The organism is Carnobacterium sp. CP1, from assembly GCF_001483965.1.
GTDB classification, from domain to species: domain Bacteria; phylum Bacillota; class Bacilli; order Lactobacillales; family Carnobacteriaceae; genus Carnobacterium_A; species Carnobacterium_A antarcticum.
On sequence record NZ_CP010796.1, the window covers coordinates 89,253 to 114,660 of the forward strand.

The 25,408-nt window shown below is 37.7% G+C and carries 32 protein-coding genes; 31 read left to right on the top strand and 1 reads right to left on the bottom strand.

Translation table 11 applies throughout. The features are described from left to right. The 31 genes from NY10_RS00540 (at position 1) to NY10_RS00680 (ending at position 25,060) form a co-directional block, all read left to right on the top strand. Positions 1 to 633, top strand: coding sequence for a DUF4145 domain-containing protein (locus tag NY10_RS00540; RefSeq protein ID WP_058918155.1), 633 nt, complete (start codon positions 1 to 3; stop codon positions 631 to 633). A gap of 39 nt (positions 634 to 672) precedes the next feature. Continuing rightward, the gene (locus NY10_RS00545; RefSeq protein WP_082664141.1) at positions 673 to 2,373 is read left to right on the top strand and encodes a minor capsid protein; all 1,701 of its coding nucleotides are present in this window, start codon (positions 673 to 675) and stop codon (positions 2,371 to 2,373) included. Next, entirely contained in the window at positions 2,357 to 2,611 is a 255-nt protein-coding gene (locus NY10_RS00550) for a hypothetical protein (RefSeq protein WP_058918156.1), read from the top strand. The genes NY10_RS00545 and NY10_RS00550 overlap by 17 nt, the downstream gene beginning before the upstream one ends. Before the next feature lie 60 nt (positions 2,612 to 2,671). Then, entirely contained in the window at positions 2,672 to 2,869 is a 198-nt protein-coding gene (locus NY10_RS00555) for a hypothetical protein (protein ID WP_058918157.1), read from the top strand. Positions 2,870 to 2,878: 9 nt separating this feature from the next. After that, entirely contained in the window at positions 2,879 to 3,028 is a 150-nt protein-coding gene (locus NY10_RS12510) for a hypothetical protein (protein WP_156413240.1), read from the top strand. A gap of 19 nt (positions 3,029 to 3,047) precedes the next feature. Then, positions 3,048 to 3,380 (top strand): RyR domain-containing protein, encoded by a 333-nt coding sequence (locus tag NY10_RS00560; RefSeq protein ID WP_058918158.1) that lies wholly within the window; start codon positions 3,048 to 3,050, stop codon positions 3,378 to 3,380. A 205-nt stretch (positions 3,381 to 3,585) separates the two neighbouring features. Further along, positions 3,586 to 4,266 (top strand): DUF4355 domain-containing protein, encoded by a 681-nt coding sequence (locus NY10_RS00565; RefSeq protein WP_058918159.1) that lies wholly within the window; start codon positions 3,586 to 3,588, stop codon positions 4,264 to 4,266. Positions 4,267 to 4,283: 17 nt separating this feature from the next. Then, entirely contained in the window at positions 4,284 to 4,598 is a 315-nt protein-coding gene (locus tag NY10_RS00570; protein ID WP_058918160.1) for a hypothetical protein, read from the top strand. Between the two features lie 27 nt (positions 4,599 to 4,625). Next, a complete protein-coding gene (locus NY10_RS00575) occupies positions 4,626 to 5,693 on the top strand; it encodes a major capsid protein (protein WP_058918161.1) in 1,068 nt (355 codons plus the stop codon). A 19-nt stretch (positions 5,694 to 5,712) separates the two neighbouring features. Next, positions 5,713 to 5,973 (top strand): hypothetical protein, encoded by a 261-nt coding sequence (locus NY10_RS00580; RefSeq protein ID WP_058918162.1) that lies wholly within the window; start codon positions 5,713 to 5,715, stop codon positions 5,971 to 5,973. A 15-nt stretch (positions 5,974 to 5,988) separates the two neighbouring features. After that, the gene (locus tag NY10_RS00585; RefSeq protein ID WP_058918163.1) at positions 5,989 to 6,306 is read left to right on the top strand and encodes a hypothetical protein; all 318 of its coding nucleotides are present in this window, start codon (positions 5,989 to 5,991) and stop codon (positions 6,304 to 6,306) included. Between the two features lie 11 nt (positions 6,307 to 6,317). After that, positions 6,318 to 6,650 carry a phage head-tail connector protein gene (locus NY10_RS00590; protein WP_058918164.1) on the top strand — a complete coding sequence of 111 codons (333 nt, stop codon included), beginning with the start codon at positions 6,318 to 6,320 and terminating at the stop codon, positions 6,648 to 6,650. Further along, on the top strand, positions 6,647 to 7,078 hold the full coding sequence (locus tag NY10_RS00595) for a hypothetical protein (protein ID WP_058918165.1): 432 nt from the start codon (positions 6,647 to 6,649) through the stop codon (positions 7,076 to 7,078). Before NY10_RS00590 ends, NY10_RS00595 begins: the two co-directional genes overlap by 4 nt. 4 nt (positions 7,079 to 7,082) lie before the next feature. Then, a complete protein-coding gene (locus tag NY10_RS00600; protein WP_058918166.1) occupies positions 7,083 to 7,628 on the top strand; it encodes a hypothetical protein in 546 nt (181 codons plus the stop codon). After that, positions 7,628 to 7,990: a hypothetical protein gene (locus NY10_RS00605; RefSeq protein ID WP_058918167.1), complete on the top strand. Its 363-nt coding sequence runs from the start codon at positions 7,628 to 7,630 to the stop codon at positions 7,988 to 7,990. The genes NY10_RS00600 and NY10_RS00605 overlap by 1 nt, the downstream gene beginning before the upstream one ends. A gap of 19 nt (positions 7,991 to 8,009) precedes the next feature. Then, positions 8,010 to 8,489 (top strand): phage tail tube protein, encoded by a 480-nt coding sequence (locus NY10_RS00610; protein ID WP_156413241.1) that lies wholly within the window; start codon positions 8,010 to 8,012, stop codon positions 8,487 to 8,489. A gap of 129 nt (positions 8,490 to 8,618) precedes the next feature. Continuing rightward, positions 8,619 to 9,029 (top strand): DUF6096 family protein, encoded by a 411-nt coding sequence (locus NY10_RS00615; RefSeq protein ID WP_058918168.1) that lies wholly within the window; start codon positions 8,619 to 8,621, stop codon positions 9,027 to 9,029. A gap of 35 nt (positions 9,030 to 9,064) precedes the next feature. Continuing rightward, positions 9,065 to 9,418 carry a hypothetical protein gene (locus NY10_RS00620; protein ID WP_058918169.1) on the top strand — a complete coding sequence of 118 codons (354 nt, stop codon included), beginning with the start codon at positions 9,065 to 9,067 and terminating at the stop codon, positions 9,416 to 9,418. Further along, positions 9,419 to 14,512 (top strand): peptidoglycan DD-metalloendopeptidase family protein, encoded by a 5,094-nt coding sequence (locus NY10_RS12925; RefSeq protein ID WP_058918170.1) that lies wholly within the window; start codon positions 9,419 to 9,421, stop codon positions 14,510 to 14,512. 15 nt (positions 14,513 to 14,527) lie between these two features. Then, entirely contained in the window at positions 14,528 to 14,893 is a 366-nt protein-coding gene (locus NY10_RS00630; protein WP_058918171.1) for a DUF6711 family protein, read from the top strand. Positions 14,894 to 14,906: 13 nt separating this feature from the next. Further along, positions 14,907 to 19,733 carry a tail fiber domain-containing protein gene (locus NY10_RS00635; protein ID WP_058918172.1) on the top strand — a complete coding sequence of 1,609 codons (4,827 nt, stop codon included), beginning with the start codon at positions 14,907 to 14,909 and terminating at the stop codon, positions 19,731 to 19,733. Positions 19,734 to 19,736: 3 nt separating this feature from the next. Next, positions 19,737 to 19,880, top strand: coding sequence for a hypothetical protein (locus NY10_RS12515; RefSeq protein WP_156413242.1), 144 nt, complete (start codon positions 19,737 to 19,739; stop codon positions 19,878 to 19,880). Between the two features lies 1 nt (position 19,881). Next, positions 19,882 to 20,082 carry a hypothetical protein gene (locus NY10_RS00640; protein ID WP_058918173.1) on the top strand — a complete coding sequence of 67 codons (201 nt, stop codon included), beginning with the start codon at positions 19,882 to 19,884 and terminating at the stop codon, positions 20,080 to 20,082. A gap of 87 nt (positions 20,083 to 20,169) precedes the next feature. Next, positions 20,170 to 20,460 (top strand): hypothetical protein, encoded by a 291-nt coding sequence (locus NY10_RS00645; RefSeq protein ID WP_058918174.1) that lies wholly within the window; start codon positions 20,170 to 20,172, stop codon positions 20,458 to 20,460. Between the two features lie 126 nt (positions 20,461 to 20,586). After that, positions 20,587 to 20,925, top strand: a complete 339-nt coding sequence (locus NY10_RS00650) for a helix-turn-helix domain-containing protein (RefSeq protein ID WP_058918175.1) — start codon at positions 20,587 to 20,589, stop codon at positions 20,923 to 20,925. Between the two features lie 102 nt (positions 20,926 to 21,027). After that, positions 21,028 to 21,444 (top strand): hypothetical protein, encoded by a 417-nt coding sequence (locus tag NY10_RS00655; protein ID WP_058918176.1) that lies wholly within the window; start codon positions 21,028 to 21,030, stop codon positions 21,442 to 21,444. Further along, on the top strand, positions 21,434 to 21,724 hold the full coding sequence (locus NY10_RS00660) for an acyl-ACP--UDP-N-acetylglucosamine O-acyltransferase family protein (protein WP_058918177.1): 291 nt from the start codon (positions 21,434 to 21,436) through the stop codon (positions 21,722 to 21,724). The genes NY10_RS00655 and NY10_RS00660 overlap by 11 nt, the downstream gene beginning before the upstream one ends. After that, entirely contained in the window at positions 21,721 to 22,002 is a 282-nt protein-coding gene (locus NY10_RS00665) for a holin (RefSeq protein WP_058918178.1), read from the top strand. Before NY10_RS00660 ends, NY10_RS00665 begins: the two co-directional genes overlap by 4 nt. Positions 22,003 to 22,004: 2 nt before the next feature. Next, positions 22,005 to 22,979, top strand: coding sequence for an N-acetylmuramoyl-L-alanine amidase (locus NY10_RS00670; RefSeq protein WP_058918179.1), 975 nt, complete (start codon positions 22,005 to 22,007; stop codon positions 22,977 to 22,979). A 182-nt stretch (positions 22,980 to 23,161) separates the two neighbouring features. Continuing rightward, complete coding sequence (locus tag NY10_RS00675; RefSeq protein ID WP_058918180.1) at positions 23,162 to 24,439, top strand: DNA/RNA non-specific endonuclease; 1,278 nt, start codon at positions 23,162 to 23,164, stop codon at positions 24,437 to 24,439. Positions 24,440 to 24,547: 108 nt separating this feature from the next. Next, positions 24,548 to 25,060 carry a hypothetical protein gene (locus NY10_RS00680; protein ID WP_058918181.1) on the top strand — a complete coding sequence of 171 codons (513 nt, stop codon included), beginning with the start codon at positions 24,548 to 24,550 and terminating at the stop codon, positions 25,058 to 25,060. Between the two features lie 17 nt (positions 25,061 to 25,077). Here NY10_RS00680 and NY10_RS00685 read toward each other — a convergent pair whose 3' ends face one another. After that, positions 25,078 to 25,389, bottom strand: a complete 312-nt coding sequence (locus NY10_RS00685) for a single stranded DNA-binding domain-containing protein (protein ID WP_058918182.1) — start codon at positions 25,387 to 25,389, stop codon at positions 25,078 to 25,080. Between the last annotated feature and the right edge of the window lie 19 nt (positions 25,390 to 25,408).

Here is a 25,408-nt window from a genome sequence, read left to right on the forward strand (position 1 = left end):
ATGGCAATAATTCCAGACAATATATACAAATATAATGATTACGATTCTGGTCGAGAATGGTACAAAACAATTCAACTGAGATCAAGAAAATTCACTTGTGCTAATTGTAGTTCCTATGTTGCTTCTGATGAAGGGTATGCAAAAGAGCATCTTAATGATTACGATGGTGGAATATCTCCAGGTAGTTCGCTAGTTTACGGGATATATTTGTGTCCGCATTGTGATTTTCCAACCTATTTCACCGAAAATAACGTACAGTTTCCGATGCCAAGTTTCGGAAAAGAAATAGCTGATTTACCTGAAGATATAGATTATCTTTATAATGAAGCACGGAGTTCTTTCTCTGCTGCGGCATTTACAGGGGCTGTATTACTATCGAGAAAAGCCTTATCAAATATAGCAATCCATTTTGGTGCTGAAGACGGAAAGCGTTTTGCTTTCTATGTTGAATTTTTAGATAATAATGGATATATTCCTAAAAATTCGAAAGCATGGGTTGATAAAATTAGGAAAATGGGAAACGATGCCACGCATAAGAAAGAGGCAAAAACGAAAGAAGAAGCAGAAACAACTTTAAAGTTTTTAGAAATGCTACTAGTAATAAATTTTGAATATTTAAAAGAAGACCTCTAACCAGGTCTTTTTATTTTACCCAGAAAGGATAGTGACTAAATGGCTAAAAAGAAAAAGAAGCTACCTTACTGGGATAGACGTGCAGTTGATCAAGACATAAAGGTTCATGAAGAATTGAACGTTGTTGAAAACAAGATTATGAGGTCCTATCAAAAAGCTCAGTCTTATTTAACGGATGAAGTCAAAAAGATATATCGACGTTACCTTGCTAAAACCGATTTATCAGAGGCAGATGTTAAACAGATATTAAACACTTCAGCTAGCCCAAATGAAATTGCAGAATTAAGTTCTCTGATCAAAACTGTAAAGAACTTAGATGTTAAAGAACAAATGCAAAACTATTTAACCGGGTTAGCAGTAAAGAGCCGTATCAGCCGTTTAGAAGACTTGAAGGCAAAGTCTTACCTAGTATCGAAACAAGTAGCAGACGTACAACTTAGTCGCTCTACTGACTATTATATTGACGTTATTAAAGAAGCTTATAACCAAGCTAGTGCTGAAGCGATCATTGGTAAGTCTGAATCAGCTTTAAGATTATACGATGATGGCCGATACCCAACTTATACATTCAATGATAAATATTCATTTATTGTTCTCAGAGATTCTGAAACGAATAAGAAAATTAAAACGATTAAACTTAAAGATGACAAAGACATTCCAGAATTCAAGGAAATGTCTACTAAGCAAGTCCGGAACGTTCTTGATACAAACTGGCAAGGATCTAACTATTCTAAACGAATTTGGAGTGATACGGATCTACTAGCAAAAAAACTGGAAGAACTTTTTACTGTTGAAGCAATGACAGGTATGTCTGAAAGAGATATGGTTAAAGAGATTCAAAAGGTTTTTGACGTTTCTAGGGGTGTAGCTCGTCGTTTGATTAGAACTGAAGCAAACTATATGGCTGGCCAAGGAAAGCTTAAAGGTTGGATAGCACAAGGCGTTGAGTATTATGTCATTGTGGCTACGTTAGACTTAAGGACTTCAAAGATATGTCAGGATCAAGATGGAAAGCGATATAAAGTATCTGAAGCGAAAGTTGGCGTTAACTATTGCCCATTCCATCCTTTTTGCCGCTCAGTTGCAAGAGCTTGGTTTAACGAGAAGACGTTAAGCGGGAAACGATTCGCTAACGATCCAATAACCGGGAAACGATTTGAGATATCTCATGCAGATTCGTACAAAAAATGGGAACAAATGCTAATTGATCAGCATGGAAAAGAAGACCTAAAGCTTGTCAGAAAGAAAGTTAAGAACTTCAATACTGATTTAGCACAACTTAATCGATATAAATCAGTAATTGGAGCGGAAAACATACCTAAAACATTAGATGATTTTCAAGATATGAAGTATAATGAAGGTAATAACTATACTGAATTAAAGAGCCTATATCGTGATGTGAAGTGGCAAAAAGATGCTTTTTCTAATTCATATACAAAATCAGAAAACAAAGTACCTTTTACTTCTGTACCAAATTCTGTTGCAGATGAACTGCTGTCAGACGGAATAGTAAAACAAAGAAGGTTTTATGGTAAAACAGGGCAACCTAGGTTTGATATTGATTATACGGATCACGGAAATCCTAAACATCATAAAATTGTGCCACATATTCATGATTGGACGTCATACGAAAGAAAGACTGGCCAACTAACAACAAAAAGAGAAAATAATTTAAGGGAATTAAGCACTGCAGAAAAAATAGTAGAGGATTGGAGTGAGAAAAATGGCAACAATGGATGATATCTTGTTCGATTTAGAAATAAACTATGAATTGGAATTTATTTATCAAGGACAGCATTATTATCTAGGGTATAACGATGATGGATGTTTTGTATTAGAAAGCCCAGATAAAGAAATTGGAGCTACTCATTCTGATGATTACACTGAAATATTAGATATTCCTATCTTTGAAGACGGGAAGACAATAAGAGAAGCTTTTAACGAAATAGAATTCACTTTTTATCAACCCAAAGATTAACAGCACGTAGCCAATTAAAGAGCTAGGTGCTATTTTTGTACACTTTTTTAGGAGGTTCATATGGTCGATATTGAAATATCTATAACTGATATAGAGCCTACTTCTGATTTTATAGAAGGTATAGCGAATGTTGTCAGCTATCTACGATACAAAAACAACCCTACAACAACGGAGCAAAGAATCATTGATACGTACGATGATTTCGATAGTCGGATTGATAAGGACATAGATGGAAAACCTAGTTTAAAACTACTGTGAGGTGATTAAATGTTGTTTGTCAGATTATTCATTGCTTTAATCACCTTTGTTGGTATGTTTGGAGCAATTGGTGAAAGAGAAAACGATAAGCTGCGTTCTGGAATGGTAACAGTCACTTGTTTTGGGATTGTGGCTTTGTTAGGAACGTTATTGATTTAAATAGAAAAGGGGAATAAACATGGAAATCAAACAAATTGCTAAAGTTTGTCACAACGTCAACAAAGCGTATTGCGAATCGATTGGTGATGATACTCAAACTACATGGGAAGAAGCACCGAACTGGCAACAGAAAAGCGCTGTTAGTGGGGTTTTGTTTCATTTAGAAAACGATGTAACTCCAGAACAATCACATGAAAATTGGCTAAAAGATAAAGTTGAAGACGGTTGGGTTTATGGAGATACAAAAGATGTGGAATTAAAAACTCATCCTTGTATCGTTCCTTATGATGATTTACCAATTGAACAACGTACGAAAGATTTTCTATTTAAAGCTGTAGTTGATTCACTCTAGTCACTCATTCCTGAGTGGCTATTTTTATTGTCCTTTTCCTTGTTGCGGACACTAAAGAACAACTAGAAACCAACTAAGTGTGTGAGTGTTTAATAACTTATATCGAAAAGCGAAAATACGTTGTGTGTGGGCCTTACGGTGTTCATGGGGCGTAAGTAGTTGATGTAATGGTAAATGTTCATGGGCTAAAAAGGAGAGAAATAACATGCCAAAAATGTCTTTAAAAGAAAGTTTATTAAACAGTAAAAATTTGATGCCTTTAAAACTCCAACTATTTGCTGAAGGTGATGATCCTGGAGCGGATGCAGGAAACAATGGCGGTGAAGGAGAATTAGGCGGAGGTGATCCGGGATCTAATGGAGAAGGTGGCGAACCTTTAACATTTGCTTCAGAAGCTGAACGTGATAGTTATTTGGATAAGCGTACAGCGAAGGCTATTGAGACAGCTAAAGTGAAATGGGAAGCAGAAAAAGCAACAGCAATTGAAGCTGCTAAAACTGAAGCTGAAAAACTAGCACAAATGACAGCTGATCAAAAGGCTGAGCATACAGAGCAAGAACGATTAAAGAAAATCAATGAACGAGAAGCAGACATCACTCGTCGTGAATTGCGTGCTCAATCATTAGAAAAATTAGCTGAAAAGGAATTACCAAAAGAATTGATCGATGTTGTCGTGTTTACAGATGCAGATTCTTGTAATGCTTCTATTGATGCTATTGAGAAAGCATTTCGTAAATCAGTTGAAGATGGCGTAAATAAACGGTTAGCACAATCAGCAGATGTACCAGGTTCTGGGAACACAAGCACTACTATTAGCCAAGGTGAAGCAATGGCCAAGCAATTAAACGAACAATCAAAACCAGCAACTAAATCATTTTGGGATTAAGAAGGAGGAAATAAATAATGGTCTATGTAGGAAAAAGAGAAACAGTAGAAGAAATTAATTTTATGGGAAGTGCGCATTTTATCAGCTTCACTAAACAAGCGGAAACGTCAATGGTGACTGCAGGTGATGATGGCCGTAAGATTTTACCAGCAGGAAGTATTTTTCCAGCAAATGACGAAACAGCAGAAGGTATCACGATCAATCCAGTTGATGTGACTGATGGACCTCAACCTGTAGGCGTTATTGTTGAAGGCTATGTGATCGCTGAGCGGTTACCAGTTGAGCCATCTGAAGAAGCAAAAACATCTATGAAAGAAATCAAATACCGCTAAGACGGATTGAAGGAGGAAATTAACATTATGAAGAAAAACAAGTATTTTCAAATTAATTTACAACGTTTTGCTGCAAAAAGTATTTTAGACTTATTTAACCAAAAGGAAGTGCTGGACTATACACGTAATCGTGAATTACCTGTATTACTTGGTGAAACCTTATTCCCCGCACGTAAAACACAAAGTTTAGAACTAGAGCAAATCACTGGTGGAGGAAGCTCACCAATTATTGCTTCTGTACATGCGTTTGATACTGAATCTGAAATTGGTTCTCGTCAAGCTTCTAAGGCAACGCTTGAACTGGCGCTGATCAAACGTAAGATGCAGTTAAAAGAAAAAGATATCATTGCTTTAGAAAACCCTCGTACACCGGCAGAACAACAATATTTAATGAGTCAAGTATTTAATGACTTAGATGTATTGGTCCGTGGAGTAAATGCCCGTACAGAGTTAATGCGTATGGAAGTATTAGCTAACGGTAAAATTAAAATCAATGAAAATGGCTTAGATGCAACCATTGACTATAATGTGCCAGCTGATCATAAAGAAGCATTGTCTGGTACAGATTTATGGACAGATCCCCTAGCTAAACCTTTGGAAGACATTGATCGTTGGATTGAAGCGATGGATACAACTCCAACTCGTGCTTTGACATCTAAAAAGGTATTGAATGCTTTGTTACGCCATCCTCAAGTGAAAGCTTCTGTATTTGGTAGCGATACTGGCAAAGTATTGACTCGTGCTGAATTAGACGCATTTATGCAATCTAACGGAATGCCGGTCATCCGCACTTATGATGAAAAATACCGGAAACAAAACAAAGACGGCAGCTATACAAAAGCTCGCTACTTCCCTGAAAACAAATTCGTTATGTTTAATGATGATTTGTTGGGAGAAACAATCTATGGACCTACAGCAGAAGAAATTCGCTTGTCCCGTGATCCGTCGATTGACACTAGCTTAGTCGGAAATGTCTTTACTGCTGTTTATGAAGAAGGTGCTGACCCAGTATCAACTTGGGAAAAAGCTGTTACTGTCGCTCTACCATCATTTGCAGCTGCTGACGAAGTATTCCAAGCACAACCAATTGCTTAATTAAAAGGAGGATTTGAACATGATTGTTAAAGTTAAAGACATGCCGGTATCTTATGAAGGCGAACGTTACGAAAAAGGAAAAGAATTAGAAATAAAGAAAGAGTATCATAACGATGCTCTTTTTTTAGTTGTCAAAGAAACTTCTGACATTGATAAACCAGAAGATTTAAACAAACTGAAAAAAGAAGAGTTGCAAGCTTTACTTGATGAAAAAGGGATTGAATATGAAGCAGAAGCGGCCAAGAAAGATTTACTTGTGTTGTTAGAAGACGCTAAGTAAAAAAGGAGGTAAACCATGGGTTACAAAGTAATCAATACTTTTGTGGATCATGAAGACAATGATCGTTTGTATGAGGTTGGAGATCCTTATCCTCATAAAGACAGCAAAAGAGAACAGACTGACGAATGGAAAGAAACGCTAGAAACAAATAAGAACAGCTTCAATGTTCCTTTTATCATGGATGAGGATGTAAGAGAAGCTGATGAAGATAAGCCGTTAAATAAATACACCAAAGAAGAGCTTAAAGTTCACTTAAATAAAAACGGTGTGTCTTTTGATGAAGATGCTAAGAAAGACGATTTACTAACATTAGCTAAAAACGGTGAAGAATAGGAGTGGTCCTATTGGAAAAATATGACTCAGATAAACAGTTTGAGATCTTATTGAGACGTTATAAAGAAATCAAGAAACTATCAGATGAAGCTGAATTGTTACGAGATGATTTTAACGATGCAGAGCAAGAAGCTCTAAACTACTGCAATCGAACAGATCCTGCCATCGGAATGGCTACTAGTATTCGAGACTTAGCTAAACTGCGATTTAACCAAAGAGATGTTGAAGGAGAGACGTCACGGTCAGAAGGTGGCGTCTCTCAATCTTTTGAAGAAGGGATCCCTAAGAAGATTCGTAGTCAATTGAACGGCTATCGTGTAGCGAGAGCGAGGAAACTTTCATGAGATTAAGGGAACGTGACCTTGTAACTGTCTATTTGAAGCGATGGCAAGAGATTGAAGATGATGAGGGTAATTCCATCAAAGGCTATTCAAATGAAGCTATAGAGTTGAAAATGAACGTACAAAGCGCTGGTGGTCAAATAGCTGCAACACTGTATGGTTCAGAACTTCCTTATGTTAAAGCTTGTAAGTATCAAGGCGAGGTGGTTATCCAAGAAAAAGATGGTATCTGTTTATACACAAAACTGCTTATACAACCACTTACTTTGGAAGATTTCAATTGCTTAGTACATTCGTTAGTGGGAAATGATGATTCAATTAATCCGCTCATGAATAAAAAGATTATTTCGCCAAACTTAAAACCTGACTATGAAGTGATATCAATTCAACCTTATTCTACTCATTTGAATATCACGCTAAAAAGGATTTGATGCAATGGGTGTAGAAATTAGAGGTTTAGGCAAGTTTAATCAGCAAATGAAATCAATACCAAATTTGGTCTCTAAGGCTGTTGAAAGTGCCAATGAAGAAATAGTCGAATTGGTAAGGGGAGATGCAGAGAGCAACCTTTCTTCAAGCGTTAAGCATGCTAGTGGTGAACTAGTTGGAAGTTTAAAAACGGAAGTAGCTACTAATGGAAAAGGCAGCAGTACAGGACGGGTATGGACGGATAAAAAAACTGGGATATTCAGAGAATTTGGAACAGGTCCTAACGGTGAAGCTTCTCAAAAAGACTTGCCAGAAGGCATTCATCCGGTTTACACGCAAACACCTTGGTTTTTTCCGGTAGATTCCGTTGACCAAGATTTAACAGCCTTATATGGCATATTTAAGATCACAATCAAAGGGAAAGAGTTCTACAAAACAAGCGGGCAACCTTCTAGACCATGGCTCTATCCAGCTTTGAAGTCTGGAACAAAAGATTCAGAAGAAATTGTTAAACGTCATGTAACCAATCGATTAAGAAAGGGGCTTAGATAATGGGTGTCATCAACATCAAGCCTATCATCGTTAATTTATTAAAAGAAATACCTGAAATTAAAAAAGTAGCAACGGAATACCCAGTGATTTGGACGACATTTCCTAGCGCTATTTATCGAACGACTCAAACACCTTACGCAATCGATGCAAATAAGAATGAGATGCAAACATTATGGACGGTCACGATTGATTTATACGCTGATACTAGTTTAACGTCCATCGTCTCGAAAGTGTCTGAAAAGATGCAAAGCATTGGTTTTGTAGGAAGCACAGTAGATTCAAATACAGCTTCATTAATTCGAGTAACACGCGAATTTAAAGCAATCGTCGATAACGAAACAAGGCAAGTTTATCAACCATAGAAACAGGAGGAAATTAAACATGAAAAAACAACTATTACACAGCACAGGGTTAAAAAAAATGAACATTCAATTATTCGCTGATGATCCTGCAGGTCTGTTATCAAAAGGAACAACATTAGGCTACAAACCAACCGGTGGAGGAGCTGGAGAATACACAACTATTGATGAAGTAACTTCTATTCCAGATATCGGTTCAGAACCAGAACGTGTAGATGTCACGACTCTTGCGGATTCTAACCGTAAATACATTAAAGGGTTGCAAGACCAAGACAACTTAACTTTTGCAGCCGTTTATCGTAAGACTGTTTTTAACACATTAAAAGCAGCTGAAAAACTAGACACTGTGTATGACTGGAAAATCACTTACCCAGACGGCACTTCATTCACATTCACTGGTAGCTTCTCAACAATCTATAGCGGTGCAGAAATCAACGGAGCTTTAGCGTTCTCTATTGTTGTCGTTGTTTCTAAAGGGCCTGACTTTGTGCCTGCACCCTAAGGTTCCCGAAGAAGTTGAACCTGAACCTGAAGAGGAATAGGCAAGACGAGGGAGTAATCACATATTTAACGGAAGACTAGTTCATTCTAGTCTTCTTTATTTTTATATAAAAATTGGAGGAACTTATATATGGCTACTTTATTGAAAACGAAAAAGGTTTATTTCGGTGGAAAAGAATTGGTGTTACGACTGGATGGAAAGACGATTGTTCAAATTGAGAACAAATTAAACAAGAACTTATTATCACTATTTATTGATAACGGAAAAATGACATTCCCTAAAACAGGCGAAATGCTGTTGATTTTACATGCTGCTAATACCGGTCACGGCATCAAGGAAGCAGATATGTATGACTTATTAGATATTTATTTAGGTGACGGAAACAGTACAACCGACTTAATGACTACTATCCAAGAATTACTGGAAGAATCCGGTTTTTTCGGCAAGACAGAGAAGGAAAACGAGAACCTAGATGGGGGATTAGTAACGCTAGAGGAACCGGAAGCGGATCTAGAGGAACACAGCAGCCTGCTGGAATAAAAACCTATAAAAGGGTCACGGATTTATTAAACGATATGGAACCTGCAGCAATTGATTACGGAATCCCAGCTACTGATTATTGGATGATGACATTCGGCGAGATTATGTCACAAATTGAATCAAATAAACGAAAGCGTGAAACCGAATTAAAAGAAAAGGCTATGTTCGACTATAAAGCAGCACAACTAAACATGTACGCATTTAATGATCCAAGCAAGATGCCGACTGCAGAAAAACATTATCCGTATCTAGTAGATGAAAAAGTAAGGAAAGTCGTACAACCTGCACCAAATCCAGACAATTGGCAATCTGATAAAGCGCTGATGATGCAACAAGCTATGCAAATTAAAGCCACGAAAGAACGTAGAAAACGAATGGGAGGTGAGTAAATGGATTTAGAGACGCTACAAGTCGTGCTAGAGATGAATACAGAGAAGGTTCAAGCTGGTATTGATAAAATATTGCCTTCAATTAATAACATGATGGGAAAAATTGAACGTGTTACAGGCAAATCAATGGATCAAACCGAAAAGAACATGGACATTGATAAAGGTACAGCTAACTTGACAAAACAGCTAGAAAAGATGAATAGCACGTTAGAGAAACAAATGGCTACTATGGAAAAAGTAACAGAACGAGCAACTGCTAATACAGGTAAAAACATGTCTAAAGGGTTTGCTAAAGCACGTACACAAGTAAACAAAGATGTTGATGCGATTGTTAAAGATATCAATGCGAAAATGATGCAAGCTAAATCACAACAAGAGAAGTTAGCCTTCCTTAAAACGCAACGACAAACAGCTACAAGTGTTGGCGATACCAGTGGCGTGGTTCGATTTGATGAACAGATAGCGAATGCACAAGCAGCTATGACACGTTACCAAACATCTGCAGAAAATTTAGCACGTAGTATGAGGTCGGAGTTTGCTGCTTTACCTACCCAATTAGATACAATCACAAATGCAATGGCTAAAAACGAAAGCCAAATTGAATCCATGCGTTCTAGAATCAAAGGGTTACAAGTTACTTATACCGATCAATTAAAACCAGTAGGAAGTTTTGGAAGTGGTTTTGAAGATAGTGGAGAAACCAAGTCTTCTGCTAAAACGGCAGCCTTGATTGAAAAACAAACTACTGCGATGAATAAACTGATTGCGGAAAATGATGGTTTACAACAAGCCTATGCTCAGACAGAAGATAGAGTTAAAATGTTGGCGCCTGCTGTAGAAAAACTGAATACCAAACTTGGTGATACGTCTAGTTACAGCCAAGCGGCATCAAATGTTGATAAAGTCGGGAAATCTGTTGATTCGAGCAAAGGGAAAATAGGGTTATTTGGCTCATCTTTCAATAAACTAAGTAAAAACATGTCAAAAAATTCTAAGCCGATGCAAAAACCATTTGATGCAGTAAATAGAACTCTTCATTCGTTTGTGAGGCGTTTGATTATTGCTGGTTTAGCATACAAAGCGTTTGCTGGTATGGCTTCTTATATGGGGAAAGCCGTTCTGTCAAACGAACAGTTTTCTAAGTCCTTAAATGAAGTGAAAGTTAATCTGGCTACAGCTTTCTATCCTATTTACCAAGCGGCGATGCCTGCCTTGAATGCTTTAATTTCGTGGTTAGCTAAAGCCACAGCTTATATGGCTTCATTTATTGCTACGTTATTTGGAACAACTTACAGTGCAGCTAAAAAAGGTGCAAATGCTTTGAATGAAAACATAGCAGCAATGGGCGATACAGGGGCTAATGCGGATAAAGCAAAAGAAAAAGTGAAGAAATTCCAAAATGTCTTAGCTGGATTTGACGAAATCAACACACTTGATTTTAAAACTGACAAAGACGATGAAAAGTTAGCAGGTCCTGCTAATGGTATTGATTTCGGTATTGCTGATCCTGGTATTCCGGCATGGGTTAATTCGTTTGCTGACAAATTCAAATCTGTTCTAAAAGATTTGTTTGCGCCAATCAAAGCAGCATGGGACAAACACGGCCAAAAGGTCATGGATGCTTGGAAATATGCTTTAGGCGAAGTAGGCGGATTGATTTCTTCTATCGGTAAGAGTTTTATGGAAGTTTGGAAGAATGGTACTGGAGAACGATTTGTTGGTAATCTATTAATTCTATTAGCGGATGTTTTAAACATTATTGGAGATATTGCAAAAGCCTTTAAAGATGCTTGGAATGACGAAGGAAGAGGAACGGCTCTCATCCAGTCTATATTCGATGCATTTAATGAAGTTTTAGAGTTGTTACATCAGATCGCCATTTCATTCAGAGAAGCTTGGAATGATGGAACTGGAGAAGCGATTGCTGCTAATATCTTGGAAATCTTCACGAATATATTTAATGTCATTGGCAACCTAGCCTCTCAATTTTCGAAAGCGTGGCAAGAAGGAAATGTTGGAACGTCTATCATGTCGGGAATATTAGGTATTATCAACATCATTTTGGGAACTATAAACAAAATGACTAAAGCAACGGCTGACTGGGCTAAAACATTAGATTTCACACCGCTGTTAAATTCGATCGATGGGCTATTAAAATCAATAGAACCTTTGACACAAAACATTGGTGATGGATTGGCATGGTTTTATGAAAACGTACTGTTGCCGATTGCTGGATTTACTATCACCAATGTTATACCCACTTTCTTAGACATTCTATCAGGAGCTATCGATGTGGTGAATAGCGTTCTAAATGCTTTGAAACCTTTAGGGAAATGGCTATTTGATAAGTTTTTAGAACCATTAGCTGCATGGACTGGTGGAGTCATCGTGAGTGTTCTAGAGGATATAAGCGACGGTTTAACAAGTGTCAGCGATTGGATTGATGAGCATCAAAAAACGGTAGAGGTCATGGCTATCGTTATAGGTTCCTTCGCATTAGCTTGGGGACTAGTTACATTAGCCGTGGGAGCTTGGAATATTGTCGCGGGCATTGCTGCAGGAGTTACAAGCGTATTAGCCGGAGCAATAGCGTTTCTTACTTCGCCCATCGGGATTGTTGTAGCCGTTATAGCTGGACTCATTGCAGCTGGCGTACTCCTTTATAAAAATTGGGATGAAGTATCTGCTTGGGCCAAAAAATCATGGACAGCCGTGAAGGATTCAGTTGTTAATGCTACATCTGCTGCAGGGAAATGGGTTTCTGAAAAATGGGACGGAGCCAAGGAGAAAACGAGCGAAACATGGAGTTCTATAAAAAAATCAACGAAAGATTCTTGGGCAAACATTTCTGATTCCGTTGTAAAAAATGCAAAAAGTGCTGGTTCTTGGGTATCAACAAAATGGGGCGAGATGTACAGCTCTACTACAAGTTGGTTCGGAAAAGTAGGAACCAAGACAAAAGAAACATGGGATGGAGTCAGTTCCAAGGTTACGGAAAAAGCAAAATCTGCTTATGATGCAGCATCTGGTAAGTGGAAAGAAATGTCCGAAAACACTTCTACAAGATTTGGAGAAATTAGTAGCGCTGCAAAAACTAAATTTTCGGATTTAAGAGATTCAGTATCAAACAGTGCTACTATCACAAAAAATAATATGTCTACAGCTTGGTCTACCATGAAGTCTAAAACTGGTGAGATTATGACGAGTATTAAAGATACGATGTCAAAAGGATTTTCTAATGTCGTAGACGGAGCTATTGGTTTACCTGGAAAAATAGCTAAAGGCTTGAAAGATGGCATTTCCGCAGTGAAAAAAGCTGCAGGTAGTTTGATGGACGGCTTGATTGGCGGCATTAAAAAAGGCGTAAACGGTGCAATTGGTGGTGTTAACTGGGTACTAGGCAAGTTAGGCTCAGAGAATAAGATAGCCGAATGGGCACCTAAAGCAATCAGTTATGCAAAAGGAACGGATGGTCATCCAGGTGGATTAGCTTTGGTTAACGATGCTGGAGGATCTAACTATTCTGAATTAATAACAACTCCTGATGGGAACTCGTTTATACCTAAAGGACGTAACGTTTTATTGGATCTTCAAAAAGGTTCACAAGTCTTAGATGGTGATTCTACAAGCAAAATGATGAGTAATATCCCGCGTTACAAAAACGGGACGATGGGCAAACTCAAACAGTTCGGTAGCTCAGCGTGGTCAAAAGCAAAAGATATTACAGGAGACATTTGGGATTACGTTTCTAATCCGTCTAAATTGATCGAAGCGGGTATTGACAAGTTTACGAATTTAGCTAAAGTAGCCGAACCAGGGCTGTCTATGGCTAAAGGTGCAGTGTCTACTGTTGCTAGTGGAGCCATGAATATGGTCAAAGGGTTATTAGCTAAAGGGCCAGCAGGAACCGGGGGAGTCAATTTCTCGGGATTGGTTAAGACATCTGATTTCGGTTATCGGACGCATCCAATCACAGGTCAACGAAAGCTTCATGCTGGTGTCGATTATGGCGGAGGTCAAGGTATCGGTCACCCTATTCATGCTCAAACTTCTGGTTTGGTTAAACAAGCTGGTAATTCTGGTTCGGGTTATGGAACATGGGTGAATATGAAACAAGGTGTCTATGATTATATTTATGGTCACTTATCAAAAGCATTAGTTTCTAAAGGAGATAGCGTTAAAGCTGGTCAAAAGATTGGGCTAATGGGGAATACTGGTGCAAGTACAGGCCCTCACGTCCATTATGAAGTACGTAAAAACGGTACACCAATTGATCCAGAAACGTCTTCTGCAGCTAGTAGTGCAGCACCTGCTGGTAGTGGGGTCGAAAGATGGCGTTCGACTATCCAAAGGGCATTATCTAAGAACGGCTTGCCAACAAATGACACCTATACAAACGCTTGGTTACGACAAGTTAAATCTGAGTCTGGCGGAAATGAAAAAGCCATTCAAGGAAATATCGGTGACATCAATAATAGAACCGGTGACTTGGCAAAAGGTTTACTACAAACCATTTCTGCTACTTTTAACGCGTACAAACATAAAGGTTACGGCAATATTTTCAACGGCTACGATAACTCTCTAGCGGCTATTAACTATGCTAAAAACCGTTACGGTTCGTCAAGGATGTTAAACGTTATCGGTCATGGCCATGGTTACGAAAACGGTGGTTTAATCAGACAAGAACAAATGATTCGCGTAGGCGAAGGAAACAACGATGAGATGATTATTCCTTTAACTAAACCTAGTCGAGCACTCGAATTAATCGCTCAGTCGCTAGATTATATGGGAATGGACTTCGGCGATCTAACAATGCCAACAGCTTTACAGCCTTCTTATGAATCGTTTGCTTTTGGTGGCGAATCATTTGACGGTTCTGGAAGTGGCGATAAATTGGAAAGCATGGCCGATTCCATGAGTAATGCAGTTAAGAAAGCAATTACTATGGTCATGAGTGAGAAAGGTAATTCAAACGATGATACTGGACCAATTGAAGTAACAATGGTTGTTGATTCCGATACATTCGGAAGAATAGCCATAAAAAGTATCAATAAACAAACGAAGAAAACTGGTAAACCGCAAATCATTATGTAGAAAGGGGGTATTTTTTTGGCTGGATCATTAGCAATAAATGGCGCTTCAGTAAAGCAACCCAAATCATTCAACTTTGGCGTTATGGATTTAGATGGAGAATCAACTCGTAATGCAAAAGGAAAAATGACGAGAGATATTATCCGGACAGGTATTCGTAAAATAGAATTAGAATGGGGTCCGCTTAGCGATGGAGAAATATCCTCTATTCTACAAGCGGTCAATGTTTCTTTCTTTTCTGTCAGCTATCCAGATGCAATGACGGGTGGACAAAGAACAGGAACATTTTATGTAGGAGACCGATCAGCTCCTTCATACTCCTGGAATGACAAATACAAATCAATGAAGTGGGAAGGGTTATCAATGAACTTTATCGAACAGTAGGAGGTTATGTTATGTGTTAACAGTAAGCAATGAACTAAGAAACGCATTTATGAAAGATGAAAGAACTATTTATGTACGAATAAAAATAGGTAATCGAACGTTTGATAACAACAATGTTATTTCTGTTGATTATGATGCTGGAAGTTTATCAGGTGAAGTTTTTGCGATTGGATCAACGTATTCAAATTCTATTAAAATCACGTTTAGTGAATTAGTAGAAGGCTTAAAAGAATTGGATGAAGTAACCTATGAAATTGGTATTAAATTAGCTAACGGAAAGATTGAATACGTGCCTATGGGTGTTTTCGTTATCAATGATGCAATTGAAATGGACCGCAACAATAATAAAACAACGATTGAGTGTATGGATAGAATGGTGATGATGGGCGGCACTTATGTGTCGTCTTTAAATTATCCTGCAGCAATTCGTGAAGTAGCACTAGAGATAGCCAACAAAGCAGGGATCGCAGTTGCTTATACATTTGACCGGTTAAGCGCCGATGTAATAGCTAAACCAGAAGGATATACGTATCGTGAAGCTATTGGATTAATCGCTCAATTTGAAGCAGGTTTCGCTACATTTGATCGTTATGGAAAACTGGAAATCAGAACACTATCTGATCCAAACTTTGCTATTCCACCAGATAATTACTTTTCGAAAGGTCTCGTAAAAAACGAGGTCTTTTTTCGTTTAGGCGGAATTAGTTGTACGAATGATGATAGTGATACAGTTATTCAAAGTGGCAACACAGCGGGCAATCAAGTTGTTTTAGAAAATAGAGTGATGACTAAATTTCTGTTGGACAAAATTTATCAAAAAATCCAAACCATAAATTATTATCCGTTTTCTTTGAGTTGGCAAGGAAATCCGGTACTAGAAGCTGGTAATTGGATAGAAGTAGAAGATTTACAAGGAAATAAATTTAAAACGCCTAATCTTAGTTACTCACTCTCTTTTAATGGTGGTTTGTCAGCTAAGAGCAGTGCCGAAACAGTTACTCATTCCGATGCCACTTACCAATACAAAAGCCCTCTACAGCAAAAGATTGAATGGATTCATGCACGAATTGATGCTGCAGGTGGCAATGTGGTTTATGAAGGTATTGATGAACCAGTAAATCCAAAAGAAGGAGATTTATGGTTTAAAATAATTGGTCCAGATAAAGAAATTTTGATCTACAAAAAAGATAAAGATGGAAACTTATTTTGGGATCCTCAGATATCCACTGCTGATATAGATAAAGTGGCTAAAGAAGTCGAAGAAGCAATCGAGCAAATAAAAGAAGCGGAAAAATCAGCAAACGATGCGGTAGAAAAAGCAGACCAAGCTATAGAAGAGGCAGGCTTTGCTAAGGTAGATGCTGAAAAAGCCAAAGAAGATGCCACTAAAGCCATATCAGATGCTAATAAAGCTGTTACAGATGCAGGTACGGCTATTGGAACGGCTAACACCGCCAAAACGAATGCAGGCACAGCTTTAACAACCGCTCAGACTTCTTTAACTAACTCAGGGACAGCTATAGACAAAGCGGGGCAAGCGTTAAGTAAGGCGACAGAAGCAGAAACTGAAACAGGTAAGTTAACCACTTCTTATAACAATTTAACTCAAACTGTTGGTTTAAAAGCAGATAAAACAGAAGTCAGCACTATCAAAGGAATTGTTACCCAGCATGGTTTAGATATTACAGCAAACGCTACAGCGGTAGGTTTGAAGACTGACAAAACAGTAACGGATATAATCAATCAGACAGTTGCCAAACACACTACTGATATTAAAGCGACAGCTGACGGATTAGCAATGAAAGCTGAAAAGGCTCTAGTTGATACCTTAAATGGAACGGTCGCTACTCATACGAGCCAGATTAAAGCTACAGCGGATGGCTTAGGGTTAAAAGCGGATAAAAGTCTTGTAGATACTGTAAAAGGTACGGTTGATACTCATACCGCACAAATTAAAGCTACTTCAGATGGGCTTGCTTTAAAGGCTGAAAAGTCTTTAGTCGATACCATTAATGGCACTGTAAACACACATACCAGTCAAATTAAGGCTACCTCAGACGGGTTAGGACTAAAGGCAGATAAAACCCTAGTTGATACGGTTAAGGGTACTGTAGATAAGCATACGACTGACATTAAGGCAAACGCTGATGGTTTAAAACTTAAAGCGGAGGCTAGTGCAGTCAATACTTTAACTGGAACCGTAAATACTCATACCAATCAGATTAGCGCAAACGCTACAGCTATTTCAGCTAGATTAACCTCAGCGCAAGTTGATAGTTTGGTAGCTGGTAAAAACTATGTGAATCAGACTACCTTAAACGCTACAGCTAATGGTTTAAGTACTCAAATTACACAGGTTAGTAACGCTGTTGATACGGCTGCTAGTTTAGCTCAAGCAATGTCAAACGGAAAAATGCTACACACTGACCCCACTTTCAGGAAAGGTAATAACGGTATTACTCTATATAATAACTCTGGAAATGGTACGGTTACAGTTACACGCATAGCAAAACCATCTGATGCACCTACAACATCGACTCATGCTTTACAAGTAAGGACAACAGGAACAGCCTCTCCAGGAATTGGTGGGTTTATCCAAAGAGTCGACGGAAGAGCAAATGCTAAATTTGTTATCAGAATTATTGCAAAAATACCTGTTGGATATACGCTTTTAACCGCCTCAAACGCTATGGGTACAGGTAATTCAGATAAAATAATTACCTCAAATGTCGGCACAGGTAAATACGAAGAGTACATTAGAGTAATTCAATGCGGAAGCACTGGCTCATTTTCAAACAGTGGGCACTTTTATCTTAGTGGTGCAGTTGGCACAGTAGCTAATCCTGTAGAATGGTTCTTAGCATATTCGACAGCATACGATGTTACTGATATGGACTATACGACTATAGATAAGTTTACTTCTATAGATGCAAATATTAACGGTATTCAAACGACTGTAGCAAGTAAGGCGGATAAGTCGCAAATCACTCAGCTATCAACTCAAATCAGCTCTAAAGTGGAATCCGCAACTTATAACAGTAAGATGACCCAGCTAGACAGTGCTATTAATTTGAGAGTAGTCGCTAAAGATGTTACGGATGCTATTCTTTTAGACAAGAAAATCAAAGACACTAGGGCAACAAATCAAATTCCATCTTGGTATTTTACGAACTACCCTAATCAAGAAGTCAGGGAGTTTAAAACAAGAACTGTTGTAGGTGCGCCAGGCTCTTCTACCTATGTTCAGCTAACTACTAAAGTACCTTGGAGTGGTAGCAGTGGTGGGCTTGTTACCCAAACGGCTGAATCTGCTGACGGGGTTTATCAAAGAGTAAGTAATGCGGCGAGTACAGCATGGCTAGCTTGGGAAAAGGTTGTTGAGGCGGGGGAATTACTTTCTCAAATTAACTTACAATCAGGCAACATTTTAATTCAGACAGGCAAACTTTATTTAGATGCTGCTACTGTTACTTTTTCAGGAAAAGCATTTATTCCAAGTGCTGCTATAACGGCTTTAGCGGCTGACAAAATAACGGCTGGAACCATTAACGCTGCTAATGTTAAATTAATCAACTTAGATGCTAGTCAAATTACTACTGGAACAATGACAGGTATAAAAATAGTATCACCGTTTGATTATAGCTACGACGGGGCGATAAGAAATAAAGGGAATGCAGTTCTGACCAGCGGAGAGTTAGCTATGAACGGTACATTTACCCATTCATATGGTGGCACATTCATGAAAATTAACCCTGATACCATCTATGCTGAGAACTTACAAAATAATGGTTCTGTACGCTCAATGTTCAAACTGAGCGGTGTCGGTTTAGAGCTTAATGTTTTAGGCAAAACGGCTAGATATACACAGGATGGTATTTACTTTGAATCTGGTGGTAATGCTTCAGTTAAATATAACTCAGGAGATGCCCGTATCGAGATAAGTTCTTATAACGGTGTCTCACTCGGAGTTAACTCTAGTGGTTCATTCTATTACAGAATGTCAATGGGTGGCGGACAAGATGGACTAGCGCCATTCGTAGATGTTTGGACGGATTTAAACTTGCGTTCAACATTAAATGTCGGTGGTAATACAGTTAAAAATGCTGCTCATATAAACGGCGTACAAGATATTCTATTCCATAACACTTCAAACCGTATTGTACAAGGTACAGATAATATTCTTAATATAATGTCACCGGCTCAAATAAATATGGGATATACAAACGGGACAATTACAAGCAATAGCCTGATTATATCGAATTGGGGAACTCAGTTTTCAAAGCAGGTACACTTCAACGGTAATCATATACAAGGAGCTTCAAGTATTAATGGCGTTAAAGATATCATGTGGGGTGGTTCTTCCAACCGTATAGTACAAGCAGGCGACGGCTCAATGAACATTTTAGCACCAATTCAGCTTAACTTAGGTTGGACTAATGGAAGTAGTACTTTCAATACAGTAGTTATTACTCAGAATCAGGCTGTAATCAGAAGAACTTTAAACATGGACGGTAACAGCATATCGAACCAATCAGATAGACGACTGAAGAAAGATATAGTCGAAACTGAAAGAATCGTTTTGGATTCCATTAAAAATTGGAACTTTGTGGAATATTACTGGAAAGACAGCGATAAGCCATCTGGCAATCAATTTGGTTTAATTGCACAGGACACACCTGAGCTAATGGTTTTTGAAGAAGAAGACGACTATTACGGAATTGATAGCAGTAGGCAAATCATGCTGAATAGTAAAGGCGTTCAAGAATTAGCGTTCAAAAATGATGAATTAGAAGAAAAGATAAAAGAGTTAGAAACAAAAATATTAGAAATGGGGAAATAATAAATGAATGAAAAAGTAGTTCAATCAGTAATCAGTGAGTATGCAATGGAAGTAGCTAATCTTAAAATCGCAGTAGCCACTTTGCAAGTAGAGCTAGAGGAATTAAAAGCGACCGAAAATAAAGAAGAAAAAGGAGAAGTGAAATAATATGTTAGATTTACGAGTTTACACAATTAATTTCGAATATACGCCAGAGGGAGAAGTAAGCAAGGTAGTCGTTAACTTTAGTACGGTAAATCAGGGAGATAACTATATTAATGGGAATGTGGCGCTAACAGCTGAGGAATTTAATCAGGGGAGTACTATTGAGCAAGTAAAAGCTAAATTAGTCAAAGAATTAGCGGGATAATAATATACACAGTGTAATATATACGTTGAAAAACTAGACCTTTATAGTTATATTTTAAGTATACTATAAAGAAAAGAGATGAAATGAATGATTTTATACGGTTTTAAAGTAGGCATAGATGAAGAAGATGTAATAAAAAAAGTGATAGTTGAAATCACTGATGATGGTAAAGTATTAAGAGAAGTAACTGTAGATATCGACAAAGAATATAAAATTTCTCCTTATAAAGACATAAAAATGAAATACCGAGATAAAATAGGAGTTGTCAGATCATTTAAAAAGAATGAAGATAAAGGAGAGCTGAAAGCTCACATTCAATTTTTAGATAACAATAAATTTGGATGGGTTGATGTCCAAGATTTAGAAGAAATAAAATGAAATTTAATAATATAGACAACAGAGTGGCCAGAAATGGTTACTCTGTTGTTTTAGTTACCTTAAGTGAACTGGAGAAGTTTGAATATATCAGGTATAATTTCTATAATAATAGAGCGGAGGTATGCTATGACTTATAGACCTGACAGACGGTATTTGAACGTTCAACAAGGAAGTATTGCGGCGCAAAGAGATAGAGAAAATAAAATTGTAGAAGAAGCAACTGCAAAGAAATTTCGCCAAATAGAAGATAAGAAGATAAAAAAAACAGAAGAAAAGTTCGATGTTCAGAACAACCATTTACGTTATACGCTTTGGACAAAACAAGTTGCTGAAATACTGGGGATTAACATTAATAAGGTACGTGATTTGATAGATAAGAATCAATTAGTTGCTACTAAGGCCGGGCGATATTGGAGGGTTAACGAAGAATCTGTTATAGAATATAAAAACAGACAAAACAATTAAAACGCACGAGAAAGGTTGCCTATTCGGGCAGCCTTTTTATATTACCAAAGAGCTACCCTAACCGGTTGCTCTTTTTATTTTACCGAAAGGTGGAGGTGAAACATGGAAAACACAAAGTTAAAAAAAGAATTAATCCACGCTAAGAGTAAACGACCTAGCGATTTTTGGGGTTATGCGATCGCAACTGTCAGCATCTTGCACGGTGATTTTATTTATAGAATAGATGGCTATTTGGTTACTCACGCAGAGCCTTATCTAAGTAAGCTACCTGAAAAGGGTATAGGTTTATTTCTTTTGTTTGCTGGAGTAATCAAGCTAGTTGGGCTTATTTCTCGAAACAAGTATCTTAAAAAAATATCTATTTGGATGTTAAGCGCCATTTGGGGCGGACTCTCATTTGTCAGCATAACTTATTCTTTTGGCACAGGTTACCCAGACCCCTATTACATTTTCATGATTTTTGTATTGGTAGCTTGTTTGAGAGTCTCTTCGAAAGGGGACTATAAATATGACGCTTGAGCAGTTACTGGTCTTATTGATCGGGGGAGGAGGAGCAGCGGGTTTGTTATCTGCTTTTTTCACACGTAAAAGTGGGAAAGAGAAGACAGATATTGATTTGCTGGACAGAGCTTATAAAGAAATTGAACGCATAGACGCCAAGTTGAAAGAAGCCTATGCCGAATTGGAACTGGAAAAAGGCGAGAATGAAAACTTGAAAAACATTATCGAGGGAATGAAACGCGACAAAACTAAATTAGAAAAAATTATCAGAAAATTAAAAGAAGGTAGGGAACAATGATGGAAGAAATTATGAACAATGCGATTGGGGCGGCAATACTATTAGCTCCGATTATCGCTATTGCTATTCAAGTGGTTAAACAATTAGAAGTGGTTAACGTCAAATATTTACCGCTATTGTCTATCGTCATCGGTATGCTAACGGGGGCTATTTTAAGTAGTGTTTTCAATCAGAACATAGCTATCTATACATTAGCAGGTTTTTTAAGTGGAGCTTCAGCAAGTGGGCTATATGAAGGCATAAAGAATAGTTTTGCATTAGCGAAAGGAGATAAATAAAAATGAGTAACTTATTAATTAGTTTAGGTCACGGTAAAAATAAAAAAGGTGGATATGATCCAGGAGCAGTTGGGAACGGTACAAGTGAAGCCGAATGGTTGCGTGGCCAGTTTTTAGTTTCTTTGAAAAAATACGCAGCTGGTAAAATTGATTTTTACGAACAAGATATGTACGCCAACCGTGAAGCGAGCACTATCAGCGGTTATAAGGATATTATCGAATTACACTTAGACGCAGCTGGTGCTTCAGCTAAAGGCGGACACATCATTATCGCTAAAGGATTTAATCCGGATGCGCTAGATAAACGTTTAGGGGAAACCGTCAAACGCAACTTTGGATTAAGAGCTAATACTATGTTCGACAATCGCAATGACTTATTAAACTTGAACACTTTTGCCAAACGCGGTATTTCTTATCGTCTAGTTGAATTGTGTTTTATCACAAATAAAGCAAACATGGATTACTTCAAAGCGAACTACGACAAAGTGGCTAAGGAACTAGTGCAAGATATCTTGAATACGACTATCGCATCTAAACCAGCACAAAAGGAGGAAGCAACAGTGACAGCAGATAAACGGTCTAAGAAATTCAAAGTAGGCGACAAGGTACGGTTAACATCTGGTGCTAAGTCGTGGAAAGGAAGTTCAAACTTTACTATCAGCAGCTTCAAGTCTGAGTATATTGTTAACTGGTTAAACGTAGACGGAACAATATACATTAAGCCGGTGGGCGCTGATTGGGGTGGCAATGTTTACGAACATGACATCGAATATGCTCGAAGCAACGACATCCAAAAAGATGACATCATCAAGTTGCGTGGTCCAAAGGCAACGAACTGGGTTGGTGGCGCCAAGATCACGGATGACATGAGAACTCCAGAATATTCCGTTAGATATCGCGAAGGAAATGTTTTGTATATCGATAGCGGAACGTTCCGTGGAGAAATCTATGATTGGGATGCTGTTAAAGTTAAATAAGCAACAAAACCCTATCTCTTAATTGAGGTAGGGTTATTTTTTTGCTCTTTTTTAAACATCTATTCAGTTCGCGATTACTAATAACCTGTTTTATGACACAAAAGGTTCACAGTTTAAAAAATATCAAATGATATAATAAAAATATAGTTATTTGAAAACTACATATTGGAGGAGTGGTAAGGGTGGGAATATTTAAAAATAAAAAGGTTTGGATTGGATTGGTACTCGCAACTGTTATTACAATCATGTTAGGAGATCTTGCAGGACTAGTATTTATTGGCGCGTGTATCGGTATTTGGTATTTCAAAAAGAAAAGGCCTAACAAAGACTATTCGACCATTTCAATCTGTTTAGCAATCATGAGCTTTTTCGTAATTGGAATTAGTGGAGTAAATGCTGAATCAGATGCTGACGTCGCTACGGTAGAAGAATCCTCTTCTGAATCTATTGAGAGTTCAAACGAGGAAGAACTTGCTGCAATGGAAGAAAGTAAACAGAAGAAAGAAGAGGAAGAGAAAGCTAAAGAAAAGGCTGAATCTGAGTCAAAAGAAGAAGAGCGTAAAAAAGCAGAGGCTGAATCAACCGCCACAGCCGAAAAAGAAGCTAAAGAAGAGTTAGAGAAGAAAACTGTAGAAATTCAAGGCACTGCACCAAGCATTCCCGATGGAGCTGCCTATGTAGAAGTAAACGGCAATGTTCCACTGTTTACGAATGAAGATATCAGTTCAACTGAGGCATGGGATGAATATGGAGAAATGGATTCTTTTAAACGTGTGACTGCAGCAAATGCGGTTCTGGGTACTGAATCAATGCCAGCTGAAGAACGTGGGAATATATCCGATGTTTATCCAACTGGATGGGAACAAGAAGAGTATGCAAACGTTTCTGGTGGTTGGTTGTATAACCGCAGCCATTTAATTGGACATCAACTAACAGGTTATGATGGTGCAAATAATTTGATAACCGGTACACGTTATTTTAATGTTGAAGGAATGTTACCGTTTGAAAATTTCGTGGCTAATTATGTGGAAACTACGGATAACCATGTACGTTATCGTGTAACCCCATACTTTGAAGGAAATAATTTATTAGCCTCTGGTATATATATGGAAGGATTCTCCATTGAAGACAACGGAGAAGGATTACAATTTCATATTTATGTTCCAAATATCCAACCAGGTGTAACACTCGACTACGCTACTGGTGATAGCTTGTCCGACGAACCTGTCGTAAAAGAAGAAACGGTTGTGGAAGAACCCGCTATTGAAGAAGTTCCAGAAGAACCAGTAGTTGAAGAAGCTCCGTCAGGTGGAGATGTAAATTCTGTGGATGCAAATGGAAATGGTAAAGTAACTATTCAAGAAGCTAAAGACGCAGGTTTCTCAATGCCGCTCTACAGCGATCACTGGTTATACCCGTACATGGACGATCGTGACAATGATGGTATGGTAGGCGAATAATAAAATAGCACAAAAAAGCCACTTCTTAATTGAAGTGGCTTTTTTGTGCTATAATCGTTTAATATTAAAATGAACCATTAGAAAAGCAATTTAAAAGGAGATGATTTAATGGCTGATAATTTAATAACACTTTTGAAAGAATTTGAAGGTATTATAGGTACTCTATTGGGTATAGTGGTGGGTACTGTTATTTCTTACATTCAAAATAATACGGGCAAAATAAAAATATTTTTAACGGAATCAAAATACTATTTCACTGAGAGTAATTTAGATGGGAATGATAGAGTAATTTATATAGAAAAAAAAGATGGTACTAATTCTCATGATTTTGATTTTGCAAGCAACATAGAAATTTATAATAGCTCTAATACAAGGAAAATTTTACGCAATATAAAACTGTTCATTGAAACTACTAATGGAATAGAATATAAAAAATTATTTGTTGAAAACAACAACTTTTTTGATGTTTTAAACGTTGAAGCGAAATCGATAGTTAGGTATCACATATACGCTCATGAAGACCGGTTTGCTGAAACAGAAAGTATATTTTTGAATGAAATCATAGCACTCTACATAGAATTTGAAAATGAAAAAGGTAAAAAACAAAGATATAAAATATAAAAATGGGTTATCGGAAGTTACCACATAACCTTCTTATGAGGTAACTTTCTTCCTTTATAATCAAATATCTGTCCAAAGTAGCTAGGTTTCGAGTCAAGACGGTATTCTTGCACAACTAACTGCATTCGGTCATTGATGGTTCCTTCTATAGTAATAAGAGAATCTTCTTCGATATCGTACATAAATTTATAAGCCTTCATGCCAGCAACTAAACAATTAAATTTACGGTTGTCTACTTGCAATGTGAAGCGGCATAGCGGAGTACCATTATCTGTGTTGATAACCTTCACTTCTGAAACAACTTTACCAGTTAAAATAGCGAAATTCATTTTAAACAGCTCCTTTTTA

Coding starts and splice junctions, on each gene's coding strand:
- NY10_RS00610 (WP_156413241.1), top strand. CDS start 8,010: ATGAAAAAACAACTATTACACAGCACAGGGTTAAAAAAAATGAACATT.
- NY10_RS00655 (WP_058918176.1), top strand. CDS start 21,028: ATGGAAAACACAAAGTTAAAAAAAGAATTAATCCACGCTAAGAGTAAA.
- NY10_RS00595 (WP_058918165.1), top strand. CDS start 6,647: ATGAGATTAAGGGAACGTGACCTTGTAACTGTCTATTTGAAGCGATGG.
- NY10_RS00660 (WP_058918177.1), top strand. CDS start 21,434: ATGACGCTTGAGCAGTTACTGGTCTTATTGATCGGGGGAGGAGGAGCA.
- NY10_RS00580 (WP_058918162.1), top strand. CDS start 5,713: ATGATTGTTAAAGTTAAAGACATGCCGGTATCTTATGAAGGCGAACGT.
- NY10_RS00640 (WP_058918173.1), top strand. CDS start 19,882: ATGTTAGATTTACGAGTTTACACAATTAATTTCGAATATACGCCAGAG.
- NY10_RS00670 (WP_058918179.1), top strand. CDS start 22,005: ATGAGTAACTTATTAATTAGTTTAGGTCACGGTAAAAATAAAAAAGGT.
- NY10_RS00585 (WP_058918163.1), top strand. CDS start 5,989: ATGGGTTACAAAGTAATCAATACTTTTGTGGATCATGAAGACAATGAT.
- NY10_RS00575 (WP_058918161.1), top strand. CDS start 4,626: ATGAAGAAAAACAAGTATTTTCAAATTAATTTACAACGTTTTGCTGCA.
- NY10_RS00545 (WP_082664141.1), top strand. CDS start 673: ATGGCTAAAAAGAAAAAGAAGCTACCTTACTGGGATAGACGTGCAGTT.
- NY10_RS00540 (WP_058918155.1), top strand. CDS start 1: ATGGCAATAATTCCAGACAATATATACAAATATAATGATTACGATTCT.
- NY10_RS00665 (WP_058918178.1), top strand. CDS start 21,721: ATGATGGAAGAAATTATGAACAATGCGATTGGGGCGGCAATACTATTA.
- NY10_RS00615 (WP_058918168.1), top strand. CDS start 8,619: ATGGCTACTTTATTGAAAACGAAAAAGGTTTATTTCGGTGGAAAAGAA.
- NY10_RS00685 (WP_058918182.1), bottom strand. CDS start 25,389: ATGAATTTCGCTATTTTAACTGGTAAAGTTGTTTCAGAAGTGAAGGTT.
- NY10_RS12510 (WP_156413240.1), top strand. CDS start 2,879: ATGTTGTTTGTCAGATTATTCATTGCTTTAATCACCTTTGTTGGTATG.
- NY10_RS00555 (WP_058918157.1), top strand. CDS start 2,672: ATGGTCGATATTGAAATATCTATAACTGATATAGAGCCTACTTCTGAT.
- NY10_RS00605 (WP_058918167.1), top strand. CDS start 7,628: ATGGGTGTCATCAACATCAAGCCTATCATCGTTAATTTATTAAAAGAA.
- NY10_RS00550 (WP_058918156.1), top strand. CDS start 2,357: ATGGCAACAATGGATGATATCTTGTTCGATTTAGAAATAAACTATGAA.
- NY10_RS00565 (WP_058918159.1), top strand. CDS start 3,586: ATGCCAAAAATGTCTTTAAAAGAAAGTTTATTAAACAGTAAAAATTTG.
- NY10_RS00570 (WP_058918160.1), top strand. CDS start 4,284: ATGGTCTATGTAGGAAAAAGAGAAACAGTAGAAGAAATTAATTTTATG.
- NY10_RS00680 (WP_058918181.1), top strand. CDS start 24,548: ATGGCTGATAATTTAATAACACTTTTGAAAGAATTTGAAGGTATTATA.
- NY10_RS00620 (WP_058918169.1), top strand. CDS start 9,065: ATGGAACCTGCAGCAATTGATTACGGAATCCCAGCTACTGATTATTGG.
- NY10_RS00600 (WP_058918166.1), top strand. CDS start 7,083: ATGGGTGTAGAAATTAGAGGTTTAGGCAAGTTTAATCAGCAAATGAAA.
- NY10_RS12515 (WP_156413242.1), top strand. CDS start 19,737: ATGAATGAAAAAGTAGTTCAATCAGTAATCAGTGAGTATGCAATGGAA.
- NY10_RS00650 (WP_058918175.1), top strand. CDS start 20,587: ATGACTTATAGACCTGACAGACGGTATTTGAACGTTCAACAAGGAAGT.
- NY10_RS12925 (WP_058918170.1), top strand. CDS start 9,419: ATGGATTTAGAGACGCTACAAGTCGTGCTAGAGATGAATACAGAGAAG.
- NY10_RS00645 (WP_058918174.1), top strand. CDS start 20,170: ATGATTTTATACGGTTTTAAAGTAGGCATAGATGAAGAAGATGTAATA.
- NY10_RS00560 (WP_058918158.1), top strand. CDS start 3,048: ATGGAAATCAAACAAATTGCTAAAGTTTGTCACAACGTCAACAAAGCG.